This window comes from Agrobacterium fabrum str. C58 (assembly GCF_000092025.1).
Classification (GTDB): Bacteria; Pseudomonadota; Alphaproteobacteria; order Rhizobiales; family Rhizobiaceae; genus Agrobacterium; species Agrobacterium fabrum.
Window position 1 is genome coordinate 578,198 of sequence record NC_003062.2, and the last position, 24,297, is coordinate 602,494.

Below are 24,297 nucleotides of genomic sequence, written 5' to 3' on the forward strand. Positions count from 1 at the left end.
CATTCCATGAACGCCCATACCAGACAGGACACTTCCATGACCGCTTCGGTGACTTCCGCTTTGACGCCTAACAAGGACTGGTGGCGTGGTGCGGTGATCTATCAGATCTACCCGCGCTCCTATCAGGACTCCAATGGCGACGGCATCGGCGATCTCAAGGGCATTACCGACCGTCTGCATCACATCGCCGGTCTCGGTGCCGATGCGATCTGGATTTCGCCCTTTTTCACCTCGCCGATGAAGGATTTCGGCTACGACGTCTCGAACTATGTCGATGTCGATCCGATGTTCGGCACGCTTGCCGATTTCGACGGGCTGATTGCCGAAGCCCACCGGCTTGGCATCCGCGTGATGATCGACCTCGTTCTGTCGCACACGTCTGACCAGCATCCGTGGTTCGTGGAAAGCCGCGCCAGCCGCAACAATCCGAAATCGGACTGGTATGTCTGGTCGGAAGCGAAGCCCGATGGCACACCGCCTAACAACTGGCTGTCGATCTTCGGCGGTTCCGGCTGGCAGTGGGATCCCACCCGCATGCAATATTACATGCACAACTTCCTGACCTCGCAACCGGACCTCAACCTGCATAACCCTGAAGTGCAGGAGGAACTGCTTAATATCACCCGCTTCTGGCTGAAGCGCGGCGTCGATGGTTTCCGCCTCGACACTATCAACTTCTATTTCCATGATCTGGAATTACGAGACAACCCGGCGCTGGCACCGGAGCGCCGCAATGCCTCGACCGCGCCTGCAGTCAATCCCTACAATTTCCAGGAACATCTCTACGATAAGAACCGCCCGGAAAACATCGCCTTCCTGAAGCGCTTCCGCGCGGTGCTGGACGAATTCCCCGATATCGCCGCCGTTGGCGAAGTGGGCGACAGCCAGCGCGGTCTCGAAATCGTCGGTGAATACACCTCCGGCGATGACAAGATGCAGATGTGCTATGCCTTCGAATTCCTCGCACCCGATGCGCTCACCCCCCAGCGCGTTGCCGATGTGCAGGCGGATTTTGCGCGCGCAGCACCAGAGGGCTGGGCCTGCTGGGCCTTCTCCAACCATGATGTCGTGCGCCATGTCAGCCGCTGGGGCGAGCATGTCGAGGACAAGGATGCCTTCGCGAAGCTGCTGTCGGCACTGCTGATGACGCAGCGAGGCTCCGTCTGCATCTATGAGGGCGAGGAACTGGGCCTCACTGAAGCCGATATTGCTTTCGAGGACTTACAGGACCCCTATGGCATCCAGTTCTGGCCGGAATTCAAGGGTCGCGATGGTTGCCGCACGCCGATGGTGTGGGATGCGGGCCATGCGCAGGCCGGCTTTTCGACTTCGGACAAGATCTGGCTGCCCATTCCGGCCGAGCACAAGCAGCGCGCCGTCAGCGCCCAGCAGGGCAACGAGGCGTCGGTGCTGGAGCATTACCGCCGCTTCCTCGCCTTCCGCAAACAGCACCCGGCTTTCGCCAAGGGCGGCATCGAATTCCAGCCGCTTGAGGGAGACGTGCTGAGCTACACCCGCAAGCTGGGCAACGAAACCATTCTGTGCCTTTTCAATCTGTCCGCAACGCCGGCAAATGCCACGCTGCCGAAAGGGAACTGGGAGGTTCTCGAAGGCCATGGCTTTGCAAGCGGCCTTGAAGGCACAAGCGTAGAACTTCCGGCATGGGGCGCTTTCTTCGCCCGTTACGCCTGATAGAGCAGGGAGGAACAACCCATGACAAGTCTCGTTCTCAAGGATATCCGCAAATCCTACGGGCAGGTGAAGGTCCTGCACGGCATCGACCTGCAGATCGAACAGGGCGAATTCATCGTTTTCGTCGGGCCTTCGGGCTGCGGAAAATCGACGTTGCTGCGCATGATCGCCGGTCTGGAGGAAATCACCGGCGGCGAGATGTTCATCGACGGCCAGCTGGTCAACGAAATTCCGCCCTCGCGGCGGGGCATCGCCATGGTGTTCCAGTCCTATGCGCTTTATCCGCACATGACTGTCTACGACAACATGGCCTTCGGCATGAAGATCGCCAAGGAAAACAAGCAGGAGATCGACCGCCGCGTTCGCGCCGCTGCCGAAATCCTGCAGCTGACGCAATATCTGGAGCGTCTGCCCAAGGCGCTTTCCGGTGGCCAGCGCCAGCGTGTCGCCATCGGCCGCGCCATCTGCCGGAATCCCAAGGTCTTCCTGTTCGATGAGCCTCTGTCGAACCTCGACGCGGCGCTGCGCGTTGCCACCCGCATCGAGATCGCCAAGCTCAACGAACAGATGGCCGATACGACGATGATCTACGTCACCCACGACCAGGTGGAGGCGATGACGCTGGCGGACCGCATCGTCGTTTTGAATGCGGGCCGTGTGGAACAGGTCGGCCCGCCGCTCGAACTTTACGAAAGGCCCGCCAATCTTTTCGTGGCGAAGTTCATCGGCTCGCCCGCCATGAACATCATCGCGGCAAAGATTGTCGGAACCGGCGAACGCACCTCGATCGAACTGGCCGGTGGCAAGACGCTGGCCGTCGATGTTCCGACACCCGCGACCGAGCAGGGCAAGGCTGCAAGCTTCGGGGTTCGGCCGGAAGATCTGAGCATTGTCACCGGCGATGACTATCTTTTCGAAGGCAAGGTCGCGATCGTCGAGGCTTTGGGTGAAGTGACCCTGCTTTATCTCGAAGCGCCCAAGGGGCAGGAGCCGATCATCGTCAAGGTGCCGGGCATTGTTTCCGTCGGCAAGGGAGAAACATTGCGGTTTGCCGCGCCCCAGGAAAAGCTTCACCTCTTTGATGCCGCGGGCAAGACTTACCGCCCATAAGGGACCGAAATAAAAACCCCGGAACATCCCTGTTCCGGGGTTTTTATGGCTTTTTTGCCTCCTGTGGAAAACCATCGGAAATGTCCCGCTTCCGGCCTGTTTAAGAGCGCCCTGATATGAATTGTTAAAGACTATGGCCTAGTCTCGACCCATCGATTGAGCATGGGAGTATGGGCGTGCAGAGCGGGGCGGGTGTGATCAGGAACCATTACCTGAGCAAGGAAGAATCCTTCATGTATGACCGCGAAAGCCGGTTTCGCATGGAAGATACCATGAATGCGGCGCGCATCGAATATACTGAAAAGGCCGTCATGCACATGGCGGCGCGCCGTTGCGACGTCATCCGCATTTCCCAGACCGAAGCGGTGCTGGCGCTGCTGACGAAATATAACCTGCCCAACCAGTTCTATCTCGATATTCCCGACGCCCGCATCAGCAAGATTGGCTGCGTGATATTGCGCGTCAACGCCAACAACACCATCCACGTCCGCTTCCTGCGCATGCTGACGCAGAAGGAACTGGACCGCATCTTCGTGTTCAGCACGCACCCGGCCCACAAGGACCGGAAGCTGGATATCCGGTCGTTCTGAGACCTATCCAAGCTGTCGAAGGGTCTTAAGAAAGCCCGCCCAGAACCGTCTGCTTCAGCTTCACATCCGCCACCTCGGTAAAGGTCAGGTCGCCACGGCCGAAATAGGATTTCTGGTTGGTGGCCGACCAGTCGTTGCAGACGAGCTTGTAGCGCCCTTTCTGTTCCGGCTTCTCCGGCATGGCATAGAGATAGTCGCCGGTACGCTCGGTAAGCGGAATGTCGCCGTCCTGATTGCAGCGTTTGAGGATTTGCGCAAGCGCCTCGCCATCCACCTCCGTCACCATCAGCTTGCCGTCGAAGCGTAGCGAGGCGTTGAAGTCATAACGGCGAATGTCGCCGTTCGGCAGGCCCGCACCGAAGGAGGTGTGGGCGACGAAGCCGACATCGGCACCGGTCTTTGCAGCGATGAGCTGCGCCACATGGCGGCCGGCCTCATCGACGGTCATCGCCTTGACGGACTTGCCGACGACTTCCCGCTCTTCCGCAGTGAGGTGTTTTTCAAGCGTCTGTTCGATCAGGGTCTTGAGGGCAGGGGAGGCAGGAGCATCACGATCGATGGTGACCGTTTCGATGGCAGCGGCCTTGCCGGGACCGGCGATGGTCGCAACCGTCATGGACGTGCACCAGGAACCGGTATGGACATAACGCGTCGCGCCCTGTTCATGCACGAAGTTCAGGTGATCATGGCCGCCCACCAGCAGCGTACCGTCAGGCAGCAGCGGCAGAATATCGCGGTCGGCAACGACGCCTGCGTGGCTCAGAACGATATTGATCGCATCGGCTTTGACGATTTCAGGCAGATTGACTTTGGCCCATTCCACCGGCTGCGGAATGTCGAGCATCTCGCGTGTGGCCTTGGGATAGGTGTTGATGGCGTTGGTGGCGAGGCCCGCGAGGATGACCTTCCGGTCGCCAACCTTCACCTCGGCCCTGTCAGGCGCATAGGGTTTGCCGCTGCGCTTGTCGATGATGTTGGAAAGCACGGTGATGCCAAGCGCCTGGGCACGGGTAACAAAATTGGCGAGGTCATTATCGATATCAGGCTCATGATTGCCGATATTGATGACTGTGGGCGCGAGCCTGGCGAGCGCCGTGAGGAATGTCCACTCGATTTCGCCGGCCGAACGGGCGGCCACTGCGTTGCCGATCTCGAACAGGTCCCCGTTCAGGAGAATGATATGGGGCACCCTGTCGGTGGCGATGCGGGTTTCTATTGCCGCGAGGAGCTGGCCGATGCGTTCATAGGCCGAATGCAGGTCGGAGATGATGATCGCACGCAGCGCCACGTCCTGCGCCATAACAGGCGTGGCTGTCAGCAACAGCGGCAGCATGGCGGTGCCTGCCATAAGCTTCAGCACATCGCGGCGTTTGCTCGAGAAAATCATGTCCTTGCCCCATTATCCAAAACTGCGCCGCGGCGCCCCTGCTGGCTGAGAAGGCCCTAATGGGCAATCATCACAGCCGCATGACAAGTTTGGCGTTTCAGAAATGAGAAATAAAGCGGTTTCCGCACCGGATCGTCAGGGGCAAGAAAGAGCAGTCGGACGATGCGCAAAACAGGGTTGAAAGGCGAAAACCGCATCGGTCTTCGCCTTTCAGGATGTCAATGGAAGAGAACGCTGGCGCCCTGATCGGCCGGGCCGGCATTGCGGCGGAAGGGGGCGAAAAGTTCGCGGCCCATGCCCCATTCATTACCGGAAAGATCGGCACGCGCCGGTTCACGTTTTGCCAGCTCGGCGGCGGAAACCAGCACTTCCAGCGTTCCGGAAATGGCGTCGAGACGGATGATGTCGCCATCGCGGATAAGCGAGATCGGGCCGCAATCGGAGGCTTCCGGCGTGACATGGATGGCAGCCGGCACCTTGCCGGATGCGCCAGACATACGCCCGTCAGTCACCAGCGCCACCTTGAAGCCGCGGTCCTGCAGCACGCCGAGCGGCGGCGTCAGGCGGTGCAGTTCCGGCATGCCATTGGCCTTCGGCCCCTGGAAGCGGACAACCGCAATGAAGTCACGGTTAAGCTTGCCGTCCTTGAACGCGTCTTGAAGTTCCTGCTGATCATGGAAAACGATCGCCGGTGCTTCGATGATGTGGCGTTCCGGCTTGACGGCCGAAATCTTGATCACCGATTTGCCGAGATTGCCGGTCAGCATCTTCAGGCCGCCGGTCGACTGGAACGGCGTTTCGATGCTGGACAGAACCTTCGGGTCATGGCTCTGTTCGGGGGAGGGCTGGCGGGTGACTGCACCCTTCTCGTCAAGCATGGCATCGACGGTGTAGGCCGAAAGCCCCTGTCCGAAGACGGTTCGCACATCATCATGCACGAAGCCCTGCTTCAGCAGCTGCTTGATGAGGAAGCCCATACCGCCGGCGGCATGGAAATGGTTCACATCGGCAAGCCCGTTGGGATAAACGCGGGCGAGCAGCGGCACGATGTCGGAAAGATCGGAAATATCCTGCCAGGTGAGAATGATGCCGGCGGCGCGCGCCATGGCGATCAGGTGCATGGTGTGGTTGGTGGAGCCACCCGTCGCATGCAGGCCGACGACGCCGTTGACGACGGATCTTTCGTCGATCATCTCGCCCGCCGGCGTGAATTCATTGCCCTGCGCGGTGATCGCCAGCGCGCGGTTGGCTGCTTCACGGGTGAGTGCATCACGCAGCGGTGTGCCGGGATTGATGAAGGACGAACCGGGCATATGGAAACCCATGATCTCCATCAGCATCTGGTTCGAATTGGCGGTGCCGTAGAAGGTGCAGGTGCCGGGGCCGTGATAGGACTTGGATTCCGCCTCCAGCAGCTCGGCGCGGCCGACCTTGCCTTCGGCATAAAGCTGGCGAATGCGGGATTTTTCGTCATTCGGCAGGCCAGATGTCATTGGACCGGCGGGAACGAAGACGGCGGGCAGGTGGCCAAAGGCGAGCGCGGCGATGACGAGGCCGGGCACGATCTTGTCACAAACGCCGAGATAGACGGCGGCGTCGAACATGTTGTGCGACAGGCCTATGCCGGCTGCCATGGCAATGGCATCGCGGGAAAACAGCGAAAGCTCCATGCCGGGCTGGCCCTGGGTCACGCCGTCGCACATGGCGGGAACCGCGCCCGCTACCTGCGCGATGCCGCCCGCTTCCTTCGCCGCATCACGGATGATCGCCGGGAAGGTCTCGTAGGGCTGGTGCGCCGACAGCATGTCGTTATAGGCGGTGATAATGCCGAGATTGGGAACCCGGTCGCCGGCAAGGATGTCCTTGTCGGCGGGGGAACAGACGGCAAATCCATGCGCAAGATTGCCGCAGGACAGAACGGAACGGTGAACGCCCTTCGAAACCTGCAGCCGCAGCCGCTCGAGATAGGTCTCGCGGTAGGGCTTGGAACGTTCGACGATGCGGGCGGTAATGGCCTGAATGCGGGAATCGGCGGACATGGGCGTTCATCCTGTTCGTTGGTCGGCAACCAGCGTTCCGGGAGGTGAGCGGCCGGTTGTCGTGTTTCAGTCTTCATGTCTTCGGGCGCTTGTCGCGGGCCGCAGAGGCGGCAACCGCGTTAGCTTATGGCGCCCAGTATATATCCACGGGCGTTTCGGCCCGGTTCAGCACGGCGCGAACAGGCATTTCGTCCTCATCCTCGCCCGATTGTGCCTTCTCCAGCGTCGCCTTCTTGGCCGCACCTTCGATATGCAGCACCAGAAAATCGGCATCGTGCAGGCTGGAGAAGTTGAAGGTCAACCGCTCTTCCCCCGCATTCTCCGCTGCCATGGTCAACACGCCACGCGGCTCATCGAGATCGAGCGCTTCGTAGAGATTGTCGCCACCTGGGAAGAACGATGCGGTGTGGCCATCCGTTCCCATGCCGAGAATGACGACGTCGAAAGGATCGCAGATCGCTTCGGTCTTGACGGTCGCCAGTGTGGCCGCATCCTCCGGCGAGGCAGCCGGCTGGAACAGCGGCACGAAATAGGCCGCCTTCGCCTTGTCCTGCAAAAGATTGTCCGCGACGAGGCGATGGTTCGAACGGTCGCTTTCCGGCGGCACGAAACGCTCGTCCACCAGCGTCACGCTGATATTGGGCCAGTCGAGATCGTGTCTGGAAAGCGCCTGAAAAAACAGCTTCGGTGTCGAGCCGCCTGAGACCGCAATGCTGGCGGTCCCCCGTTCCTTGGTCGCCGCATCAAGGCGTTTGGCAACCTCCGCCGCAAGTGCGGTGGCCAGCGCGGCGGCGGTGTCGAAGACGTGGATCGTTTCGCTCATCGCCCGGCCCTCAGTCGGCATCGTGCCAGGTGCGGCCGTCGCGCTCGATCAGTGCGATCGAACCGCTCGGGCCCCAGGTGCCGGCAGTGTAACCCTGTACGCTCTGTCCCAGCTCTTCCCAGCTCTTCAAGATGGGGTCGATCCAGTCCCACGCGGCCTCGACCTCGTCGCGGCGCATGAACAATGTCTGGTTGGAACGAATGGTGTCCATCAACAGCCGCTCATAGGCATCGGGGCTGCGCACGTTGAAGGCTTCGGCAAAGCTCATGTCCAGCGAGACCTGACGCAGGCGCATGCCGCCTGGACCGGGATCCTTGATGAGGAGCGACTGCTTGACGCCTTCATCCGGCTGCAGGCGAATGACCAGCTTGTTGGCTTCGATCTTGCCAGCCGCATCGTCGAAGATCGAGTGCGGGATCTGCTTGAAGGTGACGACGATTTCCGAAACACGGGTCGCGAGGCGTTTGCCGGTGCGGATGTAGAAGGGAACGCCGGCCCAGCGCCAGTTGGCGATTTCAGCCTTGATGGCGACGAAGGTTTCGGTGTTGGAAACGCCGCCTTCCAGCTCTTCCAGATAACCCTTGACGGGGCCGCCTGCGGAAGCGCCGGCGCGGTACTGGCCGCGTACCGTCAGCTTTTCGACATTGCTGGTATCGATTGGCTTCAGCGAGCGCAGTACCTTGAGCTTTTCGTCGCGCACTGCCTCCGATTTCATGGAAGCGGGCGGCTCCATGGCAACGAGGCAAAGCAGCTGGAGAATGTGGTTCTGCACCATGTCGCGCAGCGCACCGGCCTTGTCGTAATAACCGGCGCGACCTTCAAGACCCACCGCTTCGGCAACGGTGATCTGAACGTGGTCGATATGGGCGGAATTCCACAGCGGCTCGTAAAGCGCATTGGCGAAACGCAGCGCCATCAGGTTCTGCACCGTCTCCTTGCCGAGATAGTGGTCGATGCGGAAGATCTGCTCTTCCTTGAAGACGTGACCGATGGTGTCGTTCAGTTCCTGCGCGGATGCGAGATCCCGGCCGATCGGCTTTTCAACGACGATGCGGGTCGAGCGGGTGATCAGCTTGTGCTCACGGATCTTGTCGGCGATGTCGCCGAAAATGCCGGGTGCGACGGCCAGATAAAACGCGCGGATGCGTTCCTTGCCCTCATCGAGCAGTTTCTTCAGCACGTCCCAGCCATTGCCGGACTTGGCATCGACGGGCACGTAGAAAAGCCGGTTGAGGAACAGGGTCACCTGCGCATCGTCATATTCGCCGGCCTTCAGGTGTTCCTTCAGGGCGTCCTGCGCGAATTTGCGATATTCCTCATGGGTCATGACCGAACGCGACGCGCCGATGATGCGGGTCGGCTCCGTGAACTGGCCTTCGACCTGCCGGTGATAAAGGGCCGGCAGAAGCTTGCGCTCGGCAAGATCGCCCGTGCCGCCGAAAACGACACAATCAAAAGGTTCAACAGGAATGATCTGACTGCTCATATCGATTCTCTCGATCTTCAAAGGTTGGGGCATCAATAATCTAATCGATTTAAAAATGCCAGACTCAGTTATGTGAAATTATGAGTTTTGCTTCCGCCAACTTGTCTGCCGCCGGCAAGGGTCTGTAAACATTGGTCTAAAACCTGTCTCGCAACGCAAACCATGAGAGCGCCATGAAAAGCAGCGGCGCGCGCAGTGAAGCCCCGCCGGGGAAGGCGGGCACCTTCAGCCGCGCGAAGGGCGCCAGCATGTCCTTTTTACCGAGAACGAGATCGGCATAAAGCTTGCCGCAATAATTCGACAGCATCACGCCGTGGCCGGAGTAACCGCCGATGGAGGTGACGCCGGGCATGACCTCGCGCACGAAGACTTTGCGTGGCAGGGTAATGCCAACGGAGCCGCCCCAGGAATGGGTGATTTCGACGGCCTTCAGTTCGGGATAGATTTCGGCGATCTGCCGGCGGATATGGCTGGAAATATCGCGCGGCGCATCGGCCGTATAGGCCTCGCGCCCGCCAAATAGCAGCCGGTTGTCGGTGGTCTTGCGGAAATAACGCACCACGAAACGGGAGTCGGCCACCGCTTCCTTGCCGGGGATGATGTCCGGATAGGCGTCGAGCGGTGCGGTGGCACCGATGAAGGAACGGATCGGCATGATATGCGCGGCCGTTACCGGTTCCAGATTGCCGATATAGGCATTGGTGGCGATCAGCACCCGTGGCGCGCTGATGGTGCCGAAGGGGGTTTTGATGATGGTCTTGCCGCCAATTTGCCGGATGGATTTCGCCGGCGTCATTTCATAGATGTCGGCGCCTGCGGCCTTCGCCGCTTTTGCAAGCCCGACCAGCAGTTTCAGCGGGTGGATATGGCCGGTGCCGGTATCGCGCGTGCCACCGAAATAATGGGTGGAGCCGACACGTTTGCGCGCTTCTCCGCGTTCCATATAGGAAATATGCGGGTAGCCATAGCGGTTGTTCATCGCGTCGACGCTTCTGCGATAATCATCCTCGTAGGCGGCCTTGTGCGCCACATAAAGCTGCCCCGGCAGATAGTCCATGTCGATGCCGCGGCTGCTGGCGAAATCACGCACGTAGTTCTTGGCGTCCTCGGCAATGTCGAACAGCAGCTTGGATTGCTCGAAGCCGATCTCGCCTTCCATCTCGTCGGGAAAGGAGCGCTGGCCGGTGCCGAACTGGCCGCCATTGCGGCCGGAAGCACCATCGCCAAAACGATGCGCCTCGATCAGAGCGACCGAGACGCCGTTTTCGGCGAGGTTACAGGCGGCCTGAAGGCCGGTATAACCGCCGCCGATGATCGCGACATCAACCTGCTTCGACCCGTCGAGAGCGGGATAGTCCGGCCGCTCGCCGACGGTTGCCTGATACCAGGATAGTCCCGGCGCAATCGGGCTTTGCCATGTCATGCTCGTGGTTCCTCACACGTTGAGAAGCAGGAACTCGCGCTCCCAGGGGCTGATGACCTGCATGAAGGTCTCGAATTCCCCGCGTTTCAGGCCGGCATAAAGGCCCACGAATTCATGGCCGAACACCCGGTCGAACTGTTCCTCGCCTTCCAGCAGCGCCACGGCCTCAAGGAGACCACGCGGCAGTTCGATGGAGCCTTCATTGGCCGTATCGGCGGTGGGTTCGGTCGGCTCGATATTGTTGACGATGCCAAGCCAGCCGCAGCCGAGCGAAGCGGCAAGCGCCAGGTACGGATTGGCGTCCGAACTCGGCAGGCGGTTTTCGACGCGACGCGCCTGCGGGCTGGAAATCGGCACCCGGAAAGCCGTGGTGCGGTTGTCGTAACCCCAGGCATTGTTGACCGGGCAGGCCATGTCGGGCGTCAGGCGGCGATAGGAATTCACATAGGGCGCCAGCATGACGAGTGCGTTTGGAACATAACGCTGCATGCCGCCGACGAAGGAGAAGAATACCTTCGAAGGACTGCCATCGGCATTGGAGAAGATATTGCGTCCGCCATCGATTTCCACCACCGACTGATGGATATGCATGGCCGAACCTGGCTGGCCCTGCATCGGCTTTGCCATGAAGGTGGCGTAGATGCCGTGTTTCAGCGCGGCCTCGCGAATGGTGCGCTTGAAAAGAAACACCTGGTCGGCAAGTTCGATCGGGTCGCCGTGGCGCAGGTTGATTTCCAGCTGCGCCGGGCCTTCCTCGTGGATCAGCGTATCGATCTCGAGACCCTGTTTTTCCGAGAAATGGTAGATGTCGTCGATCAGCTCGTCGAATTCGTTGATGCCGGCGATGGAATAGCTCTGACCGCCAACGATGGAGCGGCCGGAGCGGCCCTTCGGCGGATGCAGCGGATAATCCGGATCGTCATTCATGGCGACGAGATAAAATTCGATTTCGGGTGCTACGACCGGCTTCCAGCCCTTTTCGGTATAGAGCGAAAGCACGTTCTTCAGCACGTTGCGCGGCGTGTAGGGAACGAAATTACCCTCGGCATCCACAACGTCGCAGATCACCTGCGCGGTTGGGTCGCTCTCCCACGGCACGACGGACAGCGTCGAAAGATCCGGCACTAGTTTCAGGTCGCTGTCGCGCGGCTCGTAACGGAAGTTCGCCGTCTCATCAGGATATTCGCCTGATATCGTGTGGCGGTAGAGCGCGGACGGCAGCGCGAGCGAGGTATCGCCCGTGAATTTCGCCGTCGGCATCATCTTTCCGCGCGCAACCCCGGCAAGGTCGGGCGTGATGCATTCTATGTCTTCGATCCCGCGCACGCGCAGCCATTGCGCGGCTTCGCGCCAGGAGGAAACGCCACGGGTGGAGGAGAGATCGAGGGGAGGAGACTTCTTTGCCATGGTTGCCTGTTTCTTCGGGCGGAGCATGGTTTTTTTGGCGGGCATGTATCACCGGGTCTGTGTTTCTGGTGGAGCCATCATAACCGTAGTTTGACAATTGGCGAGGGGGAAAGCGCCATTGACAAGCGGCGGCACTTGGAAAAGAGGAAAGGAAACGGATCGGATGGAATGATGACAGAGAAATGTGACGTGCTGATTTTGGGGGCGGGCGCCGCCGGCATGATGGGCGCCATCCGCGCCGGAAAGCGTGGCCGCTCCGTCATCATTCTCGACCATGCCAGGGCACCGGGCGAAAAGATCCGTATTTCCGGCGGCGGCCGCTGCAACTTCACCAATATCCATGCCGGACCGAAGAATTATCTCTCCTCCAACCCGCATTTCGCCAAATCCGCTCTCGCCCGTTATACGCCGCACGATTTCATTGCCCTTGTCGAAAAACATCGCATCGCCTGGCATGAAAAGACGCTCGGCCAGCTCTTCTGCGATGACAGCGCCAAGGACATCATCCGCATGCTGCTGGCTGAAATGCAGGCGGTGAATGCGAAACTGCGGCTCGAAACATCAGTCTCGGCCGTCACTCATGATGGTGGCCGTTTTCGCGTCACGACCTCAGGCGGCGTCATCGAGGCGGAAAGCCTTGTCGTGGCAACGGGCGGCAAGTCGATCCCGAAAATGGGCGCGACCGGTTTTGCCTATCAGATCGCCGAACAATTCGGTCTCAAGCTCATCGAGCCGCGCCCCGGCCTCGTGCCGTTGACGCTCGATCCTGCAGCCCTTGAAAAGCTGAGCCCGCTTGCCGGCGTCGCGGTTCCGGCCGAGGTTTCCCATGGCAAGACCTCGTTTGAGGAAGCGCTGCTGTTCACCCATCGCGGTTTGAGTGGCCCCTCCATTCTGCAAATCTCGTCCTATTGGCGGGAGGGTGATGCGATCCGGCTGAAACTGGAGCCGGCACGCGATATCGTTTCGCTGCTGAGGCAAGCAAAACAGAAGAACGGCCGCCAGTCGGCTCAAACGGCTCTTTCCGAAATCCTGCCGAAGCGGCTCGCCCAACATGTGGTCGAACAAACCGGCATCACCGGCAATCTCGCCGATATGTCCGAGAAGGTTCTCGCAAAGCTGGCGGCGCAGGTGCAGGACTGGCAGATCAAGCCCGCCGGTTCAGAGGGTTACCGCACGGCGGAAGTCACGCTCGGCGGTGTGGACACCACGGGCCTCGATTCCCGCAGCATGGCGGCGAAATCCGTGCCAGGCCTCTATTTCATTGGCGAATGTGTTGACGTGACCGGCTGGCTCGGCGGTTATAATTTCCAGTGGGCCTGGGCCTCCGGGCAGGCGGCAGGCGAATTCGCCTGAAAGCGCCTGCCTTAACACCTTGTTAAGGTGCATGGAGTCATCCTGATCAAATGCCAGCAAGGCAGGATCACCCAGTGATCCCGCTGCACATGATGTCCTGCTGGAGGCTCTTAACAGGGCATGGGTCGGTTGAGTTTTTCGTCAGGAGCCCGCGCATGAACAGATCTGCACATCGCCGCCCTCGCGCCATTGCCATCGCCCGCGCCGAAAGCGAGAGCCGGCAGCTGGCCTTCTACCTCAGCATCATCGCAGCCGGTGCCGTCGCAGCCCTGATCGCTCTCTTTTATTGATCGGCGGCTCGTCACGTTTATCAAACCGGCAAGCGCGCTGAAAAGCCGCCATGCCCGGGACGCTTCCGCCATGTCAGCATAGAACTTCTCTTCCTGCAGAATGGCTTCGCGTCGCGTGCGCGGCTTCTGATTGTCAATGATAGCCTGTGCTGCAAAAATCGCATGCATGTTCGCTCTCCTTCTGAATGCGGAGGGCCATGATGCGCGCCGTTTTTTGATTTATCTGCGCAAGAAAATGCGCTACGTTTTTCACCGATGAAAAACGTCACCTGGGATTCCTATCAGCTTTTCCTCGATGTGTCACGCAGCGGCGGCCTGACGGGTGCTGCCGCGCTGACCGGTTTGAGCCCCGCGACCGTCGGGCGGCGCATGGTCGAGCTGGAGGAACGCATCGGCAAGGCCCTCTTCTTACGCAGCCAGACCGGATACGCCCTGACGGCGGACGGACGGGCGCTGTTCGACCGGCTTCAGGCAATGGAAAATGCGGCCAAGGATATCGAGGGATGGCAGAAGGCTTCGTTGGCCTCTTCGACCGTGCGCATTGCCGTCGGCACCTGGAATGCCTGGCTGCTGACCGGCAACTTCTCCGCCATCTGCACCGACCGCGATGATTTCCGCATCGATCTTTTCATTGCCGAACAGAGGGCGTCTCTGGCCCACCGCGAAAACGACATCGGCATTCGCGCTTTCGAGCCGCAGGAAAAGAACCTTGCCGCCATCAAGACGGGGGAGGTGGCCTATGCGCCCTACAGGCTGCGCAATGTTGCCGCCGCCGTTGCCGACCGCTGGCTGGCGGTGGCAGAAGAGAGCGCCATTTCCACCTATCTGCGCTGGCCGCATGAAAACCGCCGCAGCGATATTGCAGTGACGGTTAACCGGCCGGTAGCGCTGCTCGATCTGGTGCTGGCCGGGGCCGGGGTCGCCGTGCTTCCCTGTTTCGTGGGCGATGCCGATGCACGGCTTCTTCGCGAGGGCGGCGAAATCGAACCACTTCGCCACAATCAATGGATCGTCATGAACAATGACGATCGCCACCGCCGCGATATCAGGACGGTGGCGGATCGGATGACCCGTCTCATCAAGGGACATTCCGATCTTTACGCCGGACGCAAGAGCCGTCCGGCATGAAAGAATGGCTGCCGGTCAGGCGGCGGCACTTCCCTGCGCGACGATAACGGGGATCAGGAGATCGCCCCAGTTGCCGCCGCCGCCATGGTGGCGGGCCGAGCGGACAAGCTCGACGGAAACACCGGCCTCGACGGCTTTCATGACGGCCTGATTGAGGCGGTGAAGATCATTGGCCAGCATGCGGATGGCAGCCTGCTGATCCTGCGTCATGGCAGAGGATTGCTCCTCGGCGCGTTCCTTGACGTGGGTCTTGATGGGGTTGTGGGCATTCATGGCATTTCTCCTCTCATTATTGTCAGGGGTTTTTGATCCGGTTTGCAAGCCCTTCCCTGTAGTGGGAAGGGCGGTTTTCTCGATTTATTCCGCCGCCGGGCGGAACTGGTCGTGCTCGGTGGATTCCTTCATCGCGGTGGTCGAGGACGTGCCGCCGGAAATGGCGAGCGACACGGCGTCGAAATAGCCGGTGCCGACTTCGCGCTGGTGTTTGGTGGCGGTGTAACCGTTGACCTCGGCTGCAAATTCCGCTTCCTGAAGCTCGGAATAGGCCGCCATCTGCCGGTCCTTGTAACCGCGCGCCAGTTCGAACATGCCGAAATTCAGCTGGTGGAAACCGGCAAGCGTGATGAACTGGAACTTGTAACCCATCGCGCCCAGTTCACGCTGGAACTTGGCAATCGTCGCGTCGTCGAGGTTCTTTTTCCAGTTGAACGACGGCGAGCAATTGTAAGCCAGCTTCTTGCCGGGATGCACCTTGTGCACGCCTTCCGCAAACCTGCGTGCCTGTTCGAGATCCGGCTTTGACGTTTCGCACCAGATCAGGTCGCAATAGGGTGCATAGGCCACCGCGCGGGCGATGCAGGGTTCAAGACCGTTCTTGACCTGATAGAAACCTTCGACGGTGCGGCCGGCATCGTAATCCACAAAGGGCTGGTCGCGCTCGTCGATATCGGATGTCAGCAGCTTGGCGGCCTCCGCATCGGTGCGGGCGATAACCAGCGTTGGAACACCCATGACATCAGCAGCAAGCCGCGCTGCCGTCAGGTTGCGAATATGCGCCGCCGTCGGGATCAGAACCTTGCCGCCGAGATGGCCGCACTTCTTTTCCGATGCCAGCTGGTCTTCATAGTGAACACCCGCCGCACCCGCTTCGATAAAGGCCTTCATGATCTCGAAGGCGTTGAGTGGGCCGCCGAACCCGGCCTCCGCATCGGCAACGATCGGCGCAAACCAGGTGTCGACCGAAAGACCCTTGCCCTCTGCCGTCTCGATCTGGTCGGCGCGCTGCAAGGTGCGGTTGATGCGCTTGGCCAGCTCCGGTGCCGCATTGGCCGGATAAAGCGACTGGTCCGGATACATGGCCGATGCCGTGTTGGCGTCCGCGGCGACCTGCCAGCCGGAAAGATAAATTGCCTTCAATCCTGCGCGAACCATCTGCATGGCTTGGTTGCCGGAAAGCGCGCCGAGCGCGTTGACGAAATTCTCCTCGTTGATGAGCTTCCACAGCCGGTTCGCGCCCATCTCGGCCAGCGAATGGCGGATTTCGACGGAGCCGCGCAGCCGCGCTACGTCGGCGGCGGTGTAGGTGCGCTCGATGCCGTCGAAACGTCCCTTCGGGGCGCCCGGAACGAGTTTGTAAAAATCCGTCATACTTCTCTCTCCCATGATAAATGCGGTTTCGGAAACGGCTTGCTTTCAATTTATGAAGCACCGTTTGATGTGACTACATTTACATTTTTGGAGATTTAAGCGCCAGAATAAACATAAAAACAGTGACTTGAAAGAGGTTATTCTGTAGGGTGCGTGACAGGGTGGAGCTGTAAATTTGTAAATTTTGTAAAAGACTGTGGCCTGACGAGTTTGTAACAGACTTGTATGAGTGACGGGTTGAGGAGAGGACGTGTCGGAAAACAAGATTTTTGCCGGGCCGCGCGTGCGCCGTATTCGTAACGGTCTCGCATTGACGCAGACGGCCATGGCCGAGGCGCTGGCGATCTCGCCGTCTTACCTCAACCTCATCGAGCGCAACCAGCGGCCGCTGACCGTGCAACTGCTTTTGAAGCTCGCCTCGGTCTACAAGGTCGATCTGGACGACCTTCAGGGCGAAAGCGCCGGTTCCGCCGGGCAGTTGCGTGAGGTCTTTGCCGATCCGCTGCTGGTGGGTGAGGTGCCATCACCGCAGGAACTGATCGAGGTTGCCGATGCCGCGCCCAATGCGGCAAGCGGTGTCCTCAAGCTTTACCGGGCCTATCGGGAACAGGCGCAGCGCCTTTCCGACCTCTCCGATCTTCTGGCGCGGGAAGGGCATGAGACGGCGCTGTCCTCCACCCGTCTGCCGATCGACGAGGTGCGGCACGTCTTTGAAAACCGGCCGGCTTATTTCCATGCCATCGATGCGGCAGCAGAAGAACTGCATAAACAATTATCGACGGGCGATGATCTCGCCTCGGGTTTGCGCGCCTGGCTACAGAAAAATCATGGCATCGTCGTCAGAACCCTGCCGGTGCACGCCATGCCGAATCTGAGACGGCGTTATGATCGCCATTCCATGCGGCTGTTTTTGTCCGAGCGCCTCTCCCAGCCGGATCAACTCCGGGAAATGGCGATGGAGACCTGTCTTCTGGCGCTTCGCGAAGAGATAGGGACGGAACTGGAGGCGCTGGGCCTGAAAGGCGAGGAGGCGCGGCGCATCGCCCGTTTCGAACTGGCACGTTATGCCGCCCATGCGCTGATGATGCCCTATGGTGCGTTCCTTGCCGCCGCCCAGCGCGCGAAATATGACCTCGATGTTCTGCGGTCGCGCTTCAACGTCTCGTTCGAACAGGCCGCCAACCGGCTCGTCAGCCTGCAACGGCCAACGACCGCGGCGATCCCGTTTTTCCTGATGGAGATCGACAATGCCGGCAACCGTTTCCGCCTCGCAGGGGCGGGCGGTTTCCCGAGGGCGCGATTCGGCGGTCTCTGTCCGCGGCTCAATATCCATGCCGCCTTCGCCCAGCCGGGGCAGGTGCTGGTGGAATCGGTGGAAATGCCTGACGGTGATGCTTTCCTCACCGTTTCGCGCACGCTGGAAGGTCCGCAGGCGGGTTTCGGCGAAAGGGTGAGGCGCACGGCCGTGCTTTTAGGCTGCGATCTCGGCCAGGCGGGGGAAACGGTCTATGGCCCGGCCGCCTCTGGTGCTGCACCCGTCGCCATCGGCCCCTCGTGCCGGCTGTGCGAAAGACAGGGCTGCCTGTCACGGGCCGAAGCGCCGCTCACGCGCCCGCTCGGGTTGGATGAAATGGTCACCGGCCTTAGTGTTTTCGACTTCCAGTAGGCGTTTCGATGCAATTTTTTCTGGCCGGAACACATTTGGTTGAAAATGCTGTGCTGCACATTTCCCGCTTGCTCCCTTTTGTTTTCCTTTCTAGTCTCGCTAAAAAAGGGGATCACGCTTCCGTCGTGAGGATGCGTTAACAGGAGACATCATGAAAAACCGTTCTCTCCGCCTGACCTTGGCTCTCACCACCGCGCTCGTTGCAGCAGGCTCGGCAATGGCCCAGGAGAAGGTCGTCCACGTCTATAACTGGTCGGACTATATCGATCCCGTCATCCTTGAAGATTTTACCAAGGAAACCGGGATAAAGGTGGTCTACGACGTGTATGACGGCAACGAAGTGCTGGAGACCAAGCTTTTGGCCGGCAGCTCGGGTTATGACGTCGTGGCGCCGACATCGCCTTTCCTGGCGCGGCAGATCAAGGCCGGTGTCTACCAGAAGCTGGACAAGTCCAAGCTGCCGAACCTCAAGAATGCGTGGCCGGACATTACCGAACGCCTGGCGAAATATGACCCCGGCAACGAATATGCCGTCAACTACATGTGGGGCACCACCGGCATCGGCTACAATGTCGCCAAGGTGAAGGCCGCGCTCGGCGATGTGCCTGTTGATAGCTGGGACGTGTTGTTCAAGCCGGAAAATGCCGAGAAGCTGAAATCCTGTGGTATCAACATTCTCGACGCGTCGGACGAGACTTTCGCGATTGCGATGAACTATCTCGGCAAGAATCCCGACAGTAAGGAAACGGCCGACCTGGAAGCGGGCGGCGAGGTCTATTCGAAGATTCGCCCCTATGTGAAGACCTTCAATTCATCGCCCTATATCAATGATCTCGCCAATGGCGACACTTGCATCTCCATCGGCTGGTCCGGCGATATTCTTCAGGCAAAAACGCGCGCCGAGGAAGCCAAGAACGGCGTTGAGGTGAATTATGTCATCCCCAAGGAAGGCACCTATATCTGGATGGATAGCTTTGCCATTCCGGCTGATGCCAAGAATGTCGATGAGGCCCATGCCTTCATCAACTACATGATGAAGCCTGAAGTCGCCGCCAAGGCTTCCGACTACGTGCAATACGCCAACGGCAACCTTCCCTCGCAGGCGCTGATGGATCCGTCGGTCGCGAAGAACCCGGGGGTCTATCCCGATCCGGAAACGATGAAGAAGCTCTTCACCATTTCGCCCTACGGACCGAAGGAGCAGCGTGTGTTGAACCGCGTCTGGACGCAGATAAAGACCGGCACCTGATCGGACTTGGGAGAGGGTGGCGCTGTCCACCCTCTTTCTCCTTGATGTCGACGATGGATTCTTGGGTGAAATGGGGCGGGCATGGCAAAGACACTCGGACCGGTCAAACGCAAATTCAGCCCTTGGGACAATCCCGATGCGGTGCCTTTCATCCGATTTGAAAACGTCACCAAGCGCTTTGGCGATTTTGTCGCCGTCAACAATCTGACGCTCGATATTTACGAGCGCGAATTCTTCTCGCTGCTTGGTCCTTCCGGTTGCGGCAAGACCACGCTGATGCGCATGCTGGCCGGTTTCGAGGAACCGACCGAGGGTCGTATCCTGCTGCAAGGCAAGGATATTTCCGGCGTGCCGCCCTATAAGCGCCCCACCAACATGATGTTCCAGTCCTATGCGCTTTTCCCGCATATGTCGGTGGAAAAGAACGTCGCCTTCGGCCTCGAGCAGGATGGCCTTCCCAAGGCGGATATCGCTGCCCGCGTCGAGGAAATGCTGCGGCTCGTCAAGCTCACGGAGTTTGCCAAGCGCAAGCCAAGCCAGCTTTCCGGTGGCCAGCGCCAGCGCGTGGCGCTCGCCCGTTCGCTTGCCAAGCGGCCGAAGGTGCTGCTGCTGGACGAACCGCTCGGCGCGCTCGACAAGAAGCTGCGCGAAGAAACGCAGTTCGAGCTGATGGATATCCAGACCAATCTCGGTCTCACCTTCCTCATCGTCACCCATGATCAGGAAGAGGCGATGACGGTGTCGGACCGCATCGCGGTCATGGACAAGGGCAACGTCGTGCAGGTGGCGACGCCGGCCGAGATCTATGAAGCGCCGAATACCCGTTATGTGGCCGACTTCATCGGCGACATCAATATTTTCGACGCCCACGTCGTGGCCAACGCCTCCGATATCGGCAAGCCCGGTCTGGTGACGATGGACTGCGACGGTCTGAAAGTTTCAGTGGAACAGGAGTGTGCCGCCGCCGCCGGCAGCCAGGTGGCTTACGCCATTCGCCCGGAAAAGGTCCGCATCTCGCTCGACCAGCCCGCCGACAGCAGCATCAATTCCGCCTATGGCGAAGTCTGGGACATCGGTTATCTCGGTGATTTTTCGGTATTCATCGTCAAGCTGGCCGATGGTCGCGTCATCCGCGCCGCGCAGGCGAACGTCTCGCGTCTCGTCGATCGCCCCATCACTTTCGGCGATATGGTGTGGCTGAACTGGAAACCGGATTCAGGGCTTGTCCTGACACGCTGAGGGAGGCTTCGATGGCGATCACCACTCCCGAGAACCGGCAAAGCCCCTGGCGCTGGCTGGTCGTTGCGGTTCCCTATTTCTGGCTGCTGCTGTTTTTCGCCGCACCCTTTCTCATCATCGTCAAGATTTCGCTGTCGGATACGGCGATCTCCATGCCGCCCTATACGCCTGTCTTCGAAGGGTTTTCGAAGCTCGGCGAATTTTTCTCGCAGCTGGATTTCGAGAATTATCTCTTCCTGACGGAAGACCCGCTCTACATTGAAGCCTATCTGTCGTCGCTGCGCATCGCCTTCATCTCTACCTTCCTACTGCTGCTGATCGGTTATCCCATGGCGCTGGCCATGGCGCGCGCACCGTCTTCCGTGCGCCCGACGCTGGTGATGCTGGTGATCCTGCCGTTCTGGACCTCGTTCCTGATCCGCGTTTACGCCTGGATCGGCATTCTGAAGCCGGAAGGCCTGTTGACGGTGCTGTTTCAGTGGCTTGGGTTTCTCGGACCAGACCAGCAGGTCAATATCTTCCGCACCGAGACGGCGATCTTCATCGGCATCGTTTATTCCTATCTGCCCTTCATGGTCCTGCCGCTTTATTCGGCGCTGGAAAAACTCGACAATACGCTGCTTGAGGCGGCCGCCGATCTCGGTTGCCCGCCCTGGAAGGCCTTCTGGAAAATCACTTTCCCGCTCTCCCTGCCGGGCGTGGTCGCCGGGGCGATGATCTGCTTCATCCCGATAACAGGCGAGTTCGTCATTCCCGATCTGCTGGGCGGCGCCCAGACGCTGATGATCGGCAAGACGCTGTGGACGGAATTCTTCGGCAATCGCGACTGGCCCTTGGCATCCGCTGTCGCCGTGCTGTTGCTGATCCTGCTGGTGGTGCCCATCGCCATCTTCCAGAACCAGCAGAAGAAGGTGGGGTGAGGCCATGAAGCGCGGAAAATTCGACATCACGGTCCTGACGCTCGGTTTTGCCTTTCTCTATATCCCGATCATCATCCTGATCATTTATTCCTTCAATGCCTCCAAGCTCGTCACCGTCTGGGGCGGCTTTTCGCTGCAATGGTATAAGTCCATGTGGTCGAACCAGGGGCTGATGGATGCGGCCTGGGTGACGCTGCGTGTCGGTATCCTCAGCGCCACCATCGGCACCATCCTCGGAACGCTGGCGGCTCTGTCTCTCACCCGTTTTGCCCGTTTCCCGGGCCGGGTGCTGTTTTCCGGCATGATCTATGCGCCGCTCGTCATGCCCGAGGTCATCACCGGCCTGTCGTTGCTGCTTTTGTTCGTGGCCGTTGGGGTGGATCGTGGTTTCTGGACTGTCGTCATCGCCCATACGACCTTCACCATGTGTTATGTGGCAATCGTCGTACAGTCGCGCCTCCTGACCTTCGACCGCAGTCTTGAGGAGGCGGCGCTCGATCTTGGTTGCCCGCCGGTCAAGACCTTCTTCCGCATCACCCTGCCGCTGATTTTCCCGGCCGTGATTGCCGGCTGGATGCTCGCTTTCACCCTGTCGCTCGACGATCTCGTGATCGCCAGCTTTGCCACCGGCCCGGGTGCGACGACGCTGCCGATCAAGATTTATTCGCAGGTTCGTTTGGGCGTGACGCCGGAAATCAACGCCATCTGCACCATCCTGATCGGTCTCGTGACCATCGGCGTCATTGCCGCTTCCGTCGCCTCCAAGCGCACCGAATTGCAGCGGATGCGCGACGAACATGCGGCTGCGCGAAACTGAATAAACGCCGTCCCGATTTCTTCGCGTTACTATTGAAATCGCGATAAAATCAGGAAGCTGTAATTTAGTTTTGGCTCTTTACGGTCTCAGAATAGGAATTTTCGCGGGTAATTGATCGATTTTGGTTTTAACTCCTTGTTAATGGGAGTTGGCGGAAAGTAAATCCAACGCAGGGCCGTCATATGTCTGATGGCCGGGATTGATAATTTCCAAGTGGCGAGATTGTCCCCCCTTTCTCTCGTTGAAAAGCACAACTCATACAGGCGGCCGTAAGGCCGCCTTTCTTTTTGCTGATGCCGCCGATGCCTCAGTGATGTTCCGGATGATCCATCGATTTCGAGACGAGCAGCACGGGAATAAGCCCGGCCATGATGATGATGATCGCCGGCACGGCGGCATCCTGCACCCTGGAGCGGGACGCATCCTCATAAACCAGCGTGGCGAGCGTGTTGAAACCGAAGGGCCGCAGCAGGATGGTGGCCGGCAACTCCTTCATGGATTCGATCAGGACCAGAAGAAAGGCGGTGAGCGCCGCCGGCCGCATATTCGGCAAAAGCACCTTGAACAGCGTCTGCGCCCGGTTGCGTCCAAGGCTGCGTGAGGCCATGTCGATATGCGGCGAGAGCTTATGGAAACCGGCATCGAGCGTGCCTTCCGCCATGGTCATGAAACGCACGGCATGGGCATAGATGATGGCAAAGGCGGTGCCGGATAGAAGCAGCCCGCTGGAAAAGCCGAAATGGGAACGGATGAACCCGTCAACGCCATTATCGAGACTTGCCAGCGGAATGAGGACGCCGATGGCAAGCACGGTTCCCGGCACTCCATAACCCATGGAGCCGAGACGCGCCGCCACTTTTGAGAGGCGCGAGCGCTCGGTGCGGATGGCATAGGAGAACACGAAAGCCGCAATCAGTGTCAGGAAGGCAGCGGAAAGCGAGACTTCGAGGCTGTGCCCGAGCGCTTTCAAAAGCTTCGGTTGAAACAGCGCATCCAGCCTTTTCGCGGCATAACCGCCAAGCACGATGACCGGGATGAAAAAGCCGCTCGCCACGGGCAGGAAGCAGAACAGGCTTGCGCACCAGCGCCGCCAGCCGGCCAGCGCCTTCAAGCGGTGGCGCTGGGCCATGCTCGTCGCTTTCGGCGCGCCAAAGCGCTGTTTTTCCCGGGCATTGCGCTCAATGACGATCAGGGCACTGACAATGATGAGGATGACGGCGGCGATCTGGGTCGCATTGGCAAGATTGCCGCGATTGAGCCAGGTCTCGTAGATGGTGAAGGTGAGCGTCTGGACGCCGAGATATTCCACGGCGCCAATATCGTTCAGTGTCTCCATCAAGACCAGCGACAGCCCGATGGCGATGGCCGGCCGCGCCATCGGCAATTGCACGGAGAAGAACACATTCAACGGCTTTGCACCGAGCGTGCGGGCCGCTTCGGCCGCAAACCGCCCCTGCATGGAAAGAGCGGCGCGGGCCGAAAGATAGACATAAGGGTAAAGCACCGAACTCAGGACGATCACCGCACCGCCGAGCGAGCGGATGTCGGGAAACCAGTAGTCACGAATGCTGTGGTAACCGAAGGCGGCGCGAACGGCACTCTGCACCGGCCCGGTGAAATCGAGAAACTCGCCAAACGCATAGGCCGCCAGATAGGACGGAATGGCGAGCGGCAGCACAAGAGCCGCGGACAATATCCGCCGCAACGGAAATTCGAAGGTGGTGACGAGCCAGGCGCAGACGATCCCGAAGAAGGCCGTTGTCGCGGCCGTCAGTCCCAGCAATATGAAGGTGCGGAACCCGGCGCGTGGCAGAACATTGGCAAGAAGATGTTGCCACCCCTCCGTGCTGCCGGTCAGGGCCAGCCAGAAGATCGCCAGAATGGGCATGGCGGCAATGGCCGCGATAACGACTGCCGTCATCGGCAGCACTGAAACGCGCCTTGTCGCTGGAGGGGAAACGGTCATGGGCATGCGGGCCTGCTGTCTTGCGAAAGCCACAACGTGCCATGCATCCCGCGGCACACTGTATG

At 59.7% G+C, this 24,297-nt stretch carries 20 protein-coding genes; 10 read left to right on the forward strand and 10 right to left on the reverse strand.

What is annotated here, in order from left to right; genetic code table 11:
* Positions 1-36 precede the first annotated feature (36 nt).
* The 3 genes from bglA (at position 37) to ATU_RS02935 (ending at position 3,392) form a co-directional block, all read left to right on the forward strand.
* Positions 37-1,692 carry a beta-galactosidase BglA gene (bglA, locus tag ATU_RS02925; RefSeq protein ID WP_010970999.1) on the forward strand — a complete coding sequence of 552 codons (1,656 nt, stop codon included), beginning with the start codon at positions 37-39 and terminating at the stop codon, positions 1,690-1,692.
* A gap of 21 nt (positions 1,693-1,713) precedes the next feature.
* Positions 1,714-2,802 carry an ABC transporter ATP-binding protein gene (locus ATU_RS02930; RefSeq protein WP_006313062.1) on the forward strand — a complete coding sequence of 363 codons (1,089 nt, stop codon included), beginning with the start codon at positions 1,714-1,716 and terminating at the stop codon, positions 2,800-2,802.
* A gap of 233 nt (positions 2,803-3,035) precedes the next feature.
* A complete protein-coding gene (locus ATU_RS02935) occupies positions 3,036-3,392 on the forward strand; it encodes a hypothetical protein (protein WP_035215402.1) in 357 nt (118 codons plus the stop codon).
* A gap of 25 nt (positions 3,393-3,417) precedes the next feature.
* On the opposite strand, the gene ATU_RS02940 is transcribed toward ATU_RS02935, so the two are convergent.
* The 6 genes from ATU_RS02940 to ATU_RS02965 all read right to left on the reverse strand — a co-directional run bounded on the left by ATU_RS02940 (position 3,418) and on the right by ATU_RS02965 (position 12,002).
* On the reverse strand, positions 3,418-4,779 hold the full coding sequence (locus tag ATU_RS02940) for a metallophosphoesterase (protein WP_010971000.1): 1,362 nt from the start codon (positions 4,777-4,779) through the stop codon (positions 3,418-3,420).
* Positions 4,780-4,997: 218 nt separating this feature from the next.
* Positions 4,998-6,818, reverse strand: coding sequence for a phosphogluconate dehydratase (edd, locus tag ATU_RS02945; RefSeq protein WP_010971001.1), 1,821 nt, complete (start codon positions 6,816-6,818; stop codon positions 4,998-5,000).
* A gap of 124 nt (positions 6,819-6,942) precedes the next feature.
* A complete protein-coding gene (gene pgl, locus ATU_RS02950; RefSeq protein ID WP_010971002.1) occupies positions 6,943-7,641 on the reverse strand; it encodes a 6-phosphogluconolactonase in 699 nt (232 codons plus the stop codon).
* 10 nt (positions 7,642-7,651) lie between these two features.
* A complete protein-coding gene (zwf, locus tag ATU_RS02955) occupies positions 7,652-9,127 on the reverse strand; it encodes a glucose-6-phosphate dehydrogenase (RefSeq protein ID WP_010971003.1) in 1,476 nt (491 codons plus the stop codon).
* A 136-nt stretch (positions 9,128-9,263) separates the two neighbouring features.
* On the reverse strand, positions 9,264-10,550 hold the full coding sequence (locus ATU_RS02960; RefSeq protein WP_010971004.1) for an NAD(P)/FAD-dependent oxidoreductase: 1,287 nt from the start codon (positions 10,548-10,550) through the stop codon (positions 9,264-9,266).
* 12 nt (positions 10,551-10,562) lie between these two features.
* A complete protein-coding gene (locus tag ATU_RS02965) occupies positions 10,563-12,002 on the reverse strand; it encodes a glutamine synthetase family protein (RefSeq protein WP_010971005.1) in 1,440 nt (479 codons plus the stop codon).
* Between the two features lie 123 nt (positions 12,003-12,125).
* Between ATU_RS02965 and ATU_RS02970 the strand changes: the two genes are divergently transcribed.
* Entirely contained in the window at positions 12,126-13,310 is a 1,185-nt protein-coding gene (locus ATU_RS02970; protein ID WP_010971006.1) for a BaiN/RdsA family NAD(P)/FAD-dependent oxidoreductase, read from the forward strand.
* A gap of 110 nt (positions 13,311-13,420) precedes the next feature.
* Here ATU_RS02970 and ATU_RS02975 read toward each other — a convergent pair whose 3' ends face one another.
* Positions 13,421-13,768 carry a hypothetical protein gene (locus ATU_RS02975; protein WP_006313073.1) on the reverse strand — a complete coding sequence of 116 codons (348 nt, stop codon included), beginning with the start codon at positions 13,766-13,768 and terminating at the stop codon, positions 13,421-13,423.
* Positions 13,769-13,855: 87 nt separating this feature from the next.
* Between ATU_RS02975 and ATU_RS02980 the strand changes: the two genes are divergently transcribed.
* Positions 13,856-14,728: a LysR family transcriptional regulator gene (locus ATU_RS02980; protein ID WP_010971007.1), complete on the forward strand. Its 873-nt coding sequence runs from the start codon at positions 13,856-13,858 to the stop codon at positions 14,726-14,728.
* A gap of 15 nt (positions 14,729-14,743) precedes the next feature.
* On the opposite strand, the gene ATU_RS02985 is transcribed toward ATU_RS02980, so the two are convergent.
* Both ATU_RS02985 and aceA read right to left on the reverse strand, forming a co-directional pair.
* Positions 14,744-15,001: an SMc00767 family acetate metabolism repressor gene (locus tag ATU_RS02985; RefSeq protein WP_003493954.1), complete on the reverse strand. Its 258-nt coding sequence runs from the start codon at positions 14,999-15,001 to the stop codon at positions 14,744-14,746.
* An 84-nt stretch (positions 15,002-15,085) separates the two neighbouring features.
* On the reverse strand, positions 15,086-16,375 hold the full coding sequence (gene aceA / locus ATU_RS02990; protein ID WP_010971008.1) for an isocitrate lyase: 1,290 nt from the start codon (positions 16,373-16,375) through the stop codon (positions 15,086-15,088).
* A gap of 250 nt (positions 16,376-16,625) precedes the next feature.
* Between aceA and ATU_RS02995 the strand changes: the two genes are divergently transcribed.
* From ATU_RS02995 to ATU_RS03015, 5 genes are all read left to right on the forward strand, one after another.
* Positions 16,626-18,041: a helix-turn-helix domain-containing protein gene (locus ATU_RS02995; protein WP_010971009.1), complete on the forward strand. Its 1,416-nt coding sequence runs from the start codon at positions 16,626-16,628 to the stop codon at positions 18,039-18,041.
* 151 nt (positions 18,042-18,192) lie between these two features.
* Positions 18,193-19,290 carry a polyamine ABC transporter substrate-binding protein gene (locus tag ATU_RS03000; protein ID WP_010971010.1) on the forward strand — a complete coding sequence of 366 codons (1,098 nt, stop codon included), beginning with the start codon at positions 18,193-18,195 and terminating at the stop codon, positions 19,288-19,290.
* 81 nt (positions 19,291-19,371) lie between these two features.
* Complete coding sequence (locus ATU_RS03005; protein WP_010971011.1) at positions 19,372-20,529, forward strand: ABC transporter ATP-binding protein; 1,158 nt, start codon at positions 19,372-19,374, stop codon at positions 20,527-20,529.
* A gap of 11 nt (positions 20,530-20,540) precedes the next feature.
* The gene (locus ATU_RS03010) at positions 20,541-21,449 is read left to right on the forward strand and encodes an ABC transporter permease subunit (RefSeq protein ID WP_010971012.1); all 909 of its coding nucleotides are present in this window, start codon (positions 20,541-20,543) and stop codon (positions 21,447-21,449) included.
* A gap of 4 nt (positions 21,450-21,453) precedes the next feature.
* Positions 21,454-22,266 (forward strand): ABC transporter permease, encoded by an 813-nt coding sequence (locus ATU_RS03015; protein WP_010971013.1) that lies wholly within the window; start codon positions 21,454-21,456, stop codon positions 22,264-22,266.
* Between the two features lie 307 nt (positions 22,267-22,573).
* Here the strand turns inward: ATU_RS03015 and ATU_RS03020 are convergent, their stop codons facing one another.
* Complete coding sequence (locus ATU_RS03020) at positions 22,574-24,238, reverse strand: ABC transporter permease (protein ID WP_035256258.1); 1,665 nt, start codon at positions 24,236-24,238, stop codon at positions 22,574-22,576.
* Positions 24,239-24,297: the final 59 nt, after the last annotated feature.